Below are 8,864 nucleotides of genomic sequence, written 5' to 3' on the forward strand. Positions count from 1 at the left end.
GCTTTACGACGCCCGTTGTGGTGGCGACCGTACGCAATATTAAGCCCGGGTGCCACAAATAAGTGAGGGATTGGGCGAAAAATTCGACCAATCCCTCAATCTCCTAGTGGCTGTGAGTTAACGCACCGGAACCCCCGGCCCCAGCGGAATGCCCGCGAGATACCAGAGGACGAAGAATAGGAACCAGCCCACCATCATGCACAGCGAGTACGGGATAGCCAGCGACATCAGCGTGCCGACACCCGCAGGCTTGTAGTACTTCTGCAGGAAAGTCAGCGCCAGCGCAAAGTACGGCGACATCGGCGTAATGATGTTGGTCGGGGAGTCACCAATACGGAATAGCTGCTGGGAGACCTCTGGAGAGACGTTGACGTACATCAGCATCGGCACAACGACCGGCGCCATCAGAGCCCACTGTGCGGAGCCCGAGGTAATCAGCAGGTTGAGAACAGCCACCATCAGGACGAAGGCAGCAAAGAGCAACAGCGGCGGCAGATCCGCCTTGGTCAGGAATTCGGAGCCCTTGATAGCGGTCCACTGGCCGATATTGGACCACTTGAAGTAGGCCGTGAACTGCGAGACGGCGAAGAAGAGCACCATCATTGTGGTCAGTGTGCCCAGGCCGCGTTCCATGAAGGCGGGCACGTCTGCTGAGGAGGTGATGGTTTTGGCACCGATGCCGTACGCAATGCCGACCACTGCGAAGAAGAGGGCGATGGACGCCACGACGTCGGTAAGCAGCACGGAATTCAAGATGCCGTCGCCTTCGCCGCGCAGAGGCGAACCCGGGATGAACAGGGCAGCGAACCAAAGCGCCAGGAAGATGACAGCGGCGATGTTGCCGTAGCGGAGGCCACGTCGTTCGGCATCGTTGAGGATTAGCTTGTCGCGGCCATTGCTGGAGCTGCTAGATGCGGTGTTCCGCTCCTCCTTCTTGGCGTTTTCCTCGGCAGCTTCCTCCGAAGCGCCCGGTTTGGTGAATTCCGCGGCATCGTGGTCAATGTGGTCGTCGTGGACGGTCTTCTCCACGTGCTTGGTAATAAACAGTTCAGTAACGGCGGTAATAATCAGAGCCAGCACAATCGACGAGGCCATAGTGAAGAAGTAGTTGGCCAGCGGTGAAACTACGTATTCCGGATCCACGAAGTGCGCTGCATGCGTGGAGATACCTGCCAGCAGCACATCGGTGATGTTGAGCACCAGTGACGAATTGAACCCGGCCGACGAGGCGGCAAAGGCGACCATCGCACCGACAATAGGGTTACGACCAACTGCGGCGAATGAGGCGGCACCCAGCGGAATGAGAATCACGTAGACGGCATCAGAAGCGATTGAACCAGTCACGCCGGCCAGTGCAACAATGAATGTCAGCAGGACAGGGGAGTGCACCTTGGAAATTGCCGCGCGGATTGCCGAGCCGATGTAACCGGAGTACTCCGCAATTGCGACACCGAGCATGCACACCAGAATCAGGCCAACTGGTGCGAAGTCCGTGAAGTTCGTTACCGCCTCAGAGACCATCTTTTGCAGGTACTCTGCGGTAGCAAGGCTTTCCACCTCGATGATGTCACCCGACGCGGGATCCTTGGCCTGCATACCCGCAGCCTCACCGAGCCACGAAGAAACGATGACTACACCGGCAAGAATCACGAATAGCCAAAATGGATTTGGCAGTGCGTTGCCGATACGTTCCAGTGTTGCTAGGAACCCCTTTGGCTTCGGTGGCGCTTTGTCCGGTTCCAACGTTTTTGACTGTCCCATATATATAAATCCCTCTGTGTTAGACGTTGGTAAAAGGTTAGGGGAAAGTAAGTTGCGTCACAACGTAAAAGGCCAGAGGCATATGTATGTCGGGTGCGAGCAGGCGCATAAGGGAAAGTTAAGGGAATAGCTAGGGAATAGCTGTAGTGCACCTTCTTCGACTAGAGTTAATCAGGTTATGGGCAAGAAGAAGTCGAAGAAAGAAAAGGTCAGCGCCAACAACGCGGTGGTGGCCACCAATCGTCGTGCCCGCCATGACTACAACATTCTGGACACCTACGAATGCGGTGTCGTTCTCGTGGGCACTGAGGTCAAGGCGCTGCGCGAGGGCAAAGCATCGCTTAATGACGCCTTCGCGACCATCGACGACGGCGAAGTGTGGCTCCGCGGGCTGCATATCCCGGAGTACTCCTACGGTTCGTGGACTAATCACTCACCGCGTCGCTCGCGCAAGCTGTTGTTGCACCGCAAGGAGATTGACACCCTGTGGGGCAAGGTCCGCGATGGCAACAACACGCTTGTACCCCTGAAGCTGTATTTCACCGACGGCCGCTTGAAGGTCGAGCTCGCACTCGCCCGCGGTAAGCAGGATTATGACAAGCGCCAGGACATCAAGCGCCGCACGGAGGAGCGCGAAGCTACTCGTGCGCTGGGCCGTCGTGTGAAGGGCATCAAGGGGTAAAAGAGGTCTTCATTAGAAGAAACCCTTTTTAGAAGGGGAACTCAGTCGCATCGACTGGGAGGATGAGTAGGCCAATGACGTTTTCGTGACGGTCAAAGGCAACTCGAGCCATCCATTCGCCAGCCTCATGTTTGAGGGTGGTGATGACGAGACTTGTGCCGAGAATCTTCGACAGGAGTTTCTGCGAGGTCGGTTCCTTAGTCCTGGTTCCCCCGAGGCTGGTGACTTGGGTGTCGTCGAAAGATTCGAACGCCCCAGTCTCGGTGAGAACATCTTCCCAGACAGAGTAGATAGTGGACCAGGGGAGATCCTTCCGGAGCTTTGGGGAAATCATGCTTACGGTTTCTGCTTCTTCGCCGTTGATGATGTGGCGAAGGAATTTTTCGCCGAGCTCGGCGATATGTGTAGTTTTTGTGGCAGTCATCAATTCTCCTGAAACGGGGTTTTGGACACTTCCGAACCGCTTGAATGCCGCTTGCCGGGAGATATTGAGTACATTTCCAATCTCTGCCCATGAATGGCCCGCTGCGCGAGCCTGCGCCACGGCATCTTCAAGTTCTTGTTCGGCAATGTTCGTTGCTTGCAGTCGGTGACGGATTGTCGTCAATGGATCCATGACTGCAGTCAACCATTGGTTGACGTCAGTGTCAACCCGGAGTTGACATTCGGGGGGGGGGCTGTGGGCCTTGCGGCGAAGCTTGTTGACTTTTCCCGTCGTAAAGCGTTATTCTTGAACATCCTTTGAGCGCAACGCACTTTCCCGTGCTCGAAGGCATTGTATGGGGCTGACATGGTTTCGACACCGTACAGTGAGCCAGGGGAAGCGTGCCGGTGCAGGCTAGAGACCACCGTTTAAGCGTCGTAGCAACTGATTAAGCGCCGAGAACACTCAGCGCGACTACGCTCTCGCTGCCTAATTAAGCGACTAGCGTGTCTGTCAGACCGGGCTTGCCCTTTGGTCCGGACCCTGGCATCGACTTAAAAGGGCTCGCCCGATGGGTGTGCCGTAAGGCTCATCGGGGATCTTCTTACTTGCGGCTGGGCCCGTCATTCGGACATGTTTGCCTGAGCCGAAGGGTCGAGTAGAGGCGATCGTGCGAACTGCGCACGGAGAAGCCCTGGCGAGTTGGCGGTGGACCCGAGTTCAATTCTCGGCAGCTCCACAAATGGAAATCCCCGGTCATTACGACCGGGGATTTTTCGTTGTACTTGAAGACGTCTGAGCGACGTCGAAAGACCTTAGAAGGTGCTCTTGTAGACGTTGGCGATAGTGGTGCCAGCAACTGCCGAACCGTGGAAGGTCGGGTGGTTGGTCATGTTGTAGGAAGCAACATCGGTATCCAGAATTGCGGAGACCTGACGCTCACCGTCCGGACCGCACATTGCGACGTCGATGTTGGTGACCTCCTTCATGTTGACGAAACCGATACCGGATTCAGCGGCAGCACGCATCTGGCGGTTCTGCAGAGCCATCTCAAAGTGGTGCATACCGGCAGCCGGAATATGCGGTGCAAAACCTGCGGCGTTAACCGGGCAAGCGTAATGGGTCGGGTCATTGGAAGTGAAAGCCGGGTAGCCAATCAGCATGACGCGAGCAGTTGGGTTAGCGGCCTTGATCTTCTCCACAGCGGCCACAACGTTGGTGGTGTACAGGTCATCCTGAACCGGCATTGGCAGCACAGCGCCCTGCATCGCGTCATTGGCGCCAACGTAGATGGTTACCAGCTGGGTAGCCGGGCCGAGGGAGCCCTGAGCGATGGCGTTGTCAACCTGGCCCATCAGGGACTTCTGCGGCTGAGTCGGCATGAAAGCGGTAGTGCCGTTGCAGGAGTAGTCGTGCAGTTCAAGGCCAGTCTCACGAGCAACGTGAGAGCCGATGTTCGAGACCGAAATCGGGCAGCCACCACGGCCCGGTACGGCCGGGTCGGACTGACCCGGGTTAGCAGCGAAGGAATCGCCGAAGGCAACGTAGTTACCAGTAGGAAGAGCGTTGGCAACACCACCGGCCAGGAGGGAGGCTGCCAGCGCAGAAGCTGCAGCTGCCGAGGCTGCTGCACGGCGAACAACGTTGTTCTTCATAATTAAAAACCTCTTAGTTGAAAACCTATAGAAGGAAAAACTCGCGCTACACTCGCGATTTCTTCGCCACAGACCGTCCCTGGAAGAACCAAGTCCGACAGAACCAAGTCCGACAGAACCCTGAGCGGATACTTAGAGACGCGCCTTTATCACTTTGTTATACAACTAGGTTCTAAGTCCGATGTCAACCGGAATCAGCTAGTTATATGTATATTCGGCGCTTTCAATACCTCTTTTTGTCTCTTATCGCTGGTAGGTGGGTTTATGAGGCGCTTCCGAACGTGGAATACAACGCAGCGATGACACCATCGGCTACCCCAGAACCATCTTTTAGCTCAATCTCATCTTCAGCAAAGGGCCCACGCTCATCCAGTTCCGCCTCTGTGGGGCGAGGTTGGATCAGTGTTAGGTGTGGACCTTCGCTGATAACACCACTGAAAAGACGTGCCTGGCGAGCCGCCTCACCATCCGCCTGTGCCCGCACCTCGTCCAGGGATGCACCCTCAAAGCTGTCCGCCTGCTCCGGAGCGATGACCATTATTTCCTGCGCTAACACGGCACCGACGACACCTGCCGGCCACGATGTCCGAGCGATAAAGTCCGCCAACTCAGGGCTACCGCCTTCAATTCCCTCGGGGAGGGGTTCCTGCGCAACGACAGTCAATGGGGCGCTGTCAATCAGCTCGTCGGCAAGCACGTCGGCAAGCGCGGCGGTGGGGACGAGGGCGAAGAGGCTCGGAGCGCGGTCCCAACCTTCGGTGTGGACGTATTCGACAGCTTCGCGCACGGCGCGATTGAGTGCCTGCTGGCTGAGATGAGTCTGAGTGCCGTTGTTTTCGCTCATGACGCTTGACGACGCCCCTTTCCTGGCAACGCTGTATTAACAGCATCCTTAGTCAAATGTTAGGAACTTTATTTAGAGTAGATGACAGATAAGCGTACGACCGACTTACCAGCTCGCTGGCAAGTCAAGCTCAACTCGAACAGGAGAGACGTTGTCTCTAAACCAGACTCGACCGAGACGATCGGCGGGTGGCCGACCGGGGTGGCTGGCAATTACCGTGTTGGTGATTGCCGCGCTGACCTTTGTTATTCCAATCGCCGTCAATTTTTATACGGACTTTCAGTGGTTCGGTGAAGTGGGGTATCGAGGGGTATTCGCCACCACGTGGCTCACTCGTATCGTCCTGTTTATCACTGTAGGCCTGATAGCGGGCGCACTGACATTTCTATCTATGTGGCTGGCGTGGCGCTCGCGGCCCGTCGACCTCGGACTGACGGATCCACGCAGCCCGCAGGCAGTGTACCGACGGATGGCTGAATCCGGTTCGAAGTCGATGTTCACCACGCTGCCCGTTGTATTCGGCGTACTCGGTGGCCTTGTGGGGCAGGGTAATTGGCAGACGGTGCAGCTGTTCTTAAACCGGCAGTCCTTCGGTGAGACTGACCCGCAGTATGGCAAGGACTTGGGCTTCTACGCATTCCAGTTGCCGCTGTGGTCGTACATCGTTTCGACGCTGGTTGTCCTGGTAGTTATTGCGTTCCTGCTGTCGCTGGTGACGCATTACTTCCTTGGTGGCATCCGCCCAGGTAACCCGACTACAGGGGAGAAGACCCGCGTTTCCAATGCGGCTCGTGCGCAGTTGGCGTGCTGGGCCGGTGTTTTCATGCTGCTCAAGGCTGTGTCTTACTGGCTGGACCGCTATGAGCTGCTGAATAACAAGCAGAAGACCTTCACCGGTGGTTCCTACACCGATATCAATGCGCTGCTGCCGGCGAAGATTACGCTGCTGGTCATCGCAATCGTCGTGGCCGCTGCATTCTTCGCGGCCATTTTCCTGCGCAATCTTTCGATCCCGGCGTTTGCCACCGTGCTGATGTTGGTTTCCGCAGGTCTGATTGGCGTGGCCTGGCCGATGGCAGTTGAGCAGTTCTCAGTTAACCCGAACCGCGCTTCCAAGGAACGCGAATACATTGCGCGCAATATTGAATCGACGCGCTACCACTACGGGCTTACCGACGACAAGGTGAAGGTCGAGCGCGACTGGGGCGTTCCGGCTGAAAAGGAAGGCGATAAGGAAGCCGCGAAGGAAGGTGCGGACTCGATTTCCCGCGATGCCGCTACTCTGGCCAATATCCGAATCCTGGATCCGGAAGTGCTGCCACGTACCTTCACGCAGCAGCGTCAGCTGAAGAACTTCTATGGTTTCTCCGATCCGCTTGCCATTGACCGCTACCAGATCGATGGCGCGTCCCGTGACTTCATCGTCGCTGCTCGTGAACTGAACCCGCAGACGCTGCAGGGTAACCAGACTGACTGGATCAACCGTCACACGGTCTATACCCACGGCAATGGTTTCGTTGCTGCGCCGGCTAATAAGGTCGACGAGGTTGCCTCCGAGTCCGGTTCCGCCCGCGGCGGTTACCCGCTGTACACCGTGGCTGACCTGTTCGAGTCCGAGGACCCGAACGGCATGAACCTGAACCTGAAGCAGCCGCGTATCTACTACGGCCCGGTTATCGCCAACAGCGATGCCGACTATGCGATTGTTGGCGGTAACGGTGACGGCAAGGACTATGAGTACGATGCCGACGGCCGTAACTTCACCTACGACGGTGAGGGCGGTGTTGGCGTAGGCGGACTTGCCAGCCGCATGATTTTCGCCACCCGTTACCAGGAGCTCAACATCCTGCTGTCCGACCGCATTGGGCCGGACTCCAAGATCATCTACAACCGCGATCCGCGTGACCGTGTTCAGAAGGTCGCCCCGTGGCTGACTACTGACACCAAGACCTACCCGGCTGTAGTCGATGGCCGTATGAAGTGGATTGTCGACGGCTACACCACGCTGGCCAAGATGCCGTACTCCCAGCGCATGAGCCTCCAGGAGACCACGCAGGACTCCATTAACCCGGATGGCACTCCACGCCCGCTGCCGAACAGCGAGGTCAGCTACATCCGCAACTCGGTCAAGGCGACCGTCGATGCCTACGATGGCACCGTTGAGCTCTACGAGTTCGATGAGAAGGATCCGGTGCTCAAGGCCTGGGAGGGTGTCTTCCCGGATGTGGTGAAGCCAAAGTCGGAGATTTCCGAGGAGCTGCAGGAGCACCTGCGCTACCCGGAGGACTTGTTTAAGGTTCAGCGTGAGCTGATGGCTAAGTACCACGTCAGCGATCCGGGCGTTTTCTTCGCCAATGACTCCTTCTGGTCCGTCCCGTCCGATCCGACCGCGCCGGAAGAGCAGAACCTCTCCCAGCCGCCGTACTACGTTGTCGCTTCCGATCCGAAGACCGGAAAGCCGAGCTTCCAGCTGATTTCCGCCTTCCGCGGTCTGGAGCGCGAGTTCCTCGCCGCCCAGATGAGCGCTTCCTCCGATCCGGAGACGTACGGTCAGATCACCATCCGTGCCCTGCCGACCAACACCCAGACCATGGGTCCGCGTCAGGCGCAGGACACGATGATGTCCGCAGATGAGGTCGCCCAGGACCGTACTCTGCTCGAGGGCACGAACGTGGTCACCAACGGTAACCTGCTGACGCTGCCGGTCGGCGATGGCGAGATTCTCTACGTCGAACCGGTCTACACCCAGCGCAAGGGCCAGGAGACCGCATTCCCGAAGCTGCTGCGTATTCTCGTCGCTTACCGCGGTCAGGTGGGCTATGGCGCCACGGTCACTGAGGCTCTGAGTCAGGTCGGTATCGATGCTTCCGCCGCGACCAAGGTCCGCGGTGAGGAAGAGACTGAGGAGCAGTCGGCGGATAAGGACAAGGATGCCGCCGACGCTGAGTCCGACGACGAGGCACCGAAGGAAGAGCGCAAGGTTGATGTCGCCGCGCGTGACGACGCCGCTCGCCGTATCTCCGACGCACTGCAAAAGCTTAACGACGCTCAGAAGAACGGTGACTACGCGGCGCAGGGCCAGGCACTTGCCGAGCTCGACCGCGCTGCCGCTGACTACCAGAAGGCCAACGGCCAGTAAGGCGTGCAACGAGTAGTTAGCCGAGAATCATAGGTTTCTATGGTCCGCAGACTCCCCAGGTTGTAGCGAAACCGGCTATGACCTGGGGATTGGTCTTTGTTGGGAGCATCGTGCTACAGTTACTTCTCGTTGGTCAGAGAGACCAGCGCCCGCTGTGAGTGCTTGTAAAAGCCAGGACAGTTGACGCGGGGTGGAGCAGCTCGGTAGCTCGCTGGGCTCATAACCCAGAGGTCGTAGGTTCGAATCCTGCCCCCGCCACTAAGAAAAGACCCCTACCGGTGCAAACGCCGGTAGGGGTCTTCTTTAGGGGTTAAGTAGCAAAAAGTGGGGTTAAACGACAAAATGTGTGTCTGGCTCGG

The 8,864-nt window shown here is 57.5% G+C and carries 6 protein-coding genes, 1 tRNA gene and 1 other RNA gene; 4 read left to right on the forward strand and 4 right to left on the reverse strand.

Going from position 1 to position 8,864, the window contains the following annotated elements; translation table 11 throughout:
* Window positions 1-117: 117 nt before the first annotated feature.
* Complete coding sequence (locus HMPREF2547_RS06295) at window positions 118-1,761, reverse strand: AbgT family transporter (protein ID WP_049189696.1); 1,644 nt, start codon at window positions 1,759-1,761, stop codon at window positions 118-120.
* A gap of 178 nt (window positions 1,762-1,939) precedes the next feature.
* On the opposite strand from HMPREF2547_RS06295, the gene smpB reads away from it, so the two are divergent.
* On the forward strand, window positions 1,940-2,443 hold the full coding sequence (smpB, locus tag HMPREF2547_RS06300; RefSeq protein ID WP_038626299.1) for an SsrA-binding protein SmpB: 504 nt from the start codon (window positions 1,940-1,942) through the stop codon (window positions 2,441-2,443).
* A gap of 28 nt (window positions 2,444-2,471) precedes the next feature.
* Here smpB and HMPREF2547_RS06305 read toward each other — a convergent pair whose 3' ends face one another.
* Window positions 2,472-2,867 carry a DUF3887 domain-containing protein gene (locus tag HMPREF2547_RS06305; RefSeq protein WP_016423247.1) on the reverse strand — a complete coding sequence of 132 codons (396 nt, stop codon included), beginning with the start codon at window positions 2,865-2,867 and terminating at the stop codon, window positions 2,472-2,474.
* A 357-nt stretch (window positions 2,868-3,224) separates the two neighbouring features.
* Between HMPREF2547_RS06305 and ssrA the strand changes: the two genes are divergently transcribed.
* Window positions 3,225-3,609, forward strand: a transfer-messenger RNA (tmRNA) gene (ssrA, locus tag HMPREF2547_RS06315).
* Between the two features lie 73 nt (window positions 3,610-3,682).
* On the opposite strand, the gene HMPREF2547_RS06320 is transcribed toward ssrA, so the two are convergent.
* Both HMPREF2547_RS06320 and HMPREF2547_RS06325 read right to left on the reverse strand, forming a co-directional pair.
* On the reverse strand, window positions 3,683-4,522 hold the full coding sequence (locus HMPREF2547_RS06320) for a GDSL-type esterase/lipase family protein (RefSeq protein ID WP_070605172.1): 840 nt from the start codon (window positions 4,520-4,522) through the stop codon (window positions 3,683-3,685).
* Between the two features lie 262 nt (window positions 4,523-4,784).
* Window positions 4,785-5,366, reverse strand: coding sequence for a PPA1309 family protein (locus HMPREF2547_RS06325; RefSeq protein ID WP_016423245.1), 582 nt, complete (start codon window positions 5,364-5,366; stop codon window positions 4,785-4,787).
* Window positions 5,367-5,517: 151 nt separating this feature from the next.
* On the opposite strand from HMPREF2547_RS06325, the gene HMPREF2547_RS06330 reads away from it, so the two are divergent.
* A complete protein-coding gene (locus tag HMPREF2547_RS06330; RefSeq protein WP_070605175.1) occupies window positions 5,518-8,505 on the forward strand; it encodes a UPF0182 family protein in 2,988 nt (995 codons plus the stop codon).
* A 184-nt stretch (window positions 8,506-8,689) separates the two neighbouring features.
* A tRNA-Met gene (locus HMPREF2547_RS06335) sits at window positions 8,690-8,763 on the forward strand.
* The last annotated feature ends 101 nt before the right edge of the window (window positions 8,764-8,864 follow it).

It is taken from the genome of Corynebacterium sp. HMSC055G02 (assembly GCF_001809065.1).
Lineage (GTDB): Bacteria > Actinomycetota > Actinomycetes > Mycobacteriales > Mycobacteriaceae > Corynebacterium > Corynebacterium jeikeium_D.

Coding starts and splice junctions, on each gene's coding strand:
- HMPREF2547_RS06295 (WP_049189696.1), bottom strand. CDS start 1,761: ATGGGACAGTCAAAAACGTTGGAACCGGACAAAGCGCCACCGAAGCCA.
- smpB (WP_038626299.1), top strand. CDS start 1,940: ATGGGCAAGAAGAAGTCGAAGAAAGAAAAGGTCAGCGCCAACAACGCG.
- HMPREF2547_RS06305 (WP_016423247.1), bottom strand. CDS start 2,867: ATGACTGCCACAAAAACTACACATATCGCCGAGCTCGGCGAAAAATTC.
- HMPREF2547_RS06320 (WP_070605172.1), bottom strand. CDS start 4,522: ATGAAGAACAACGTTGTTCGCCGTGCAGCAGCCTCGGCAGCTGCAGCT.
- HMPREF2547_RS06325 (WP_016423245.1), bottom strand. CDS start 5,366: ATGAGCGAAAACAACGGCACTCAGACTCATCTCAGCCAGCAGGCACTC.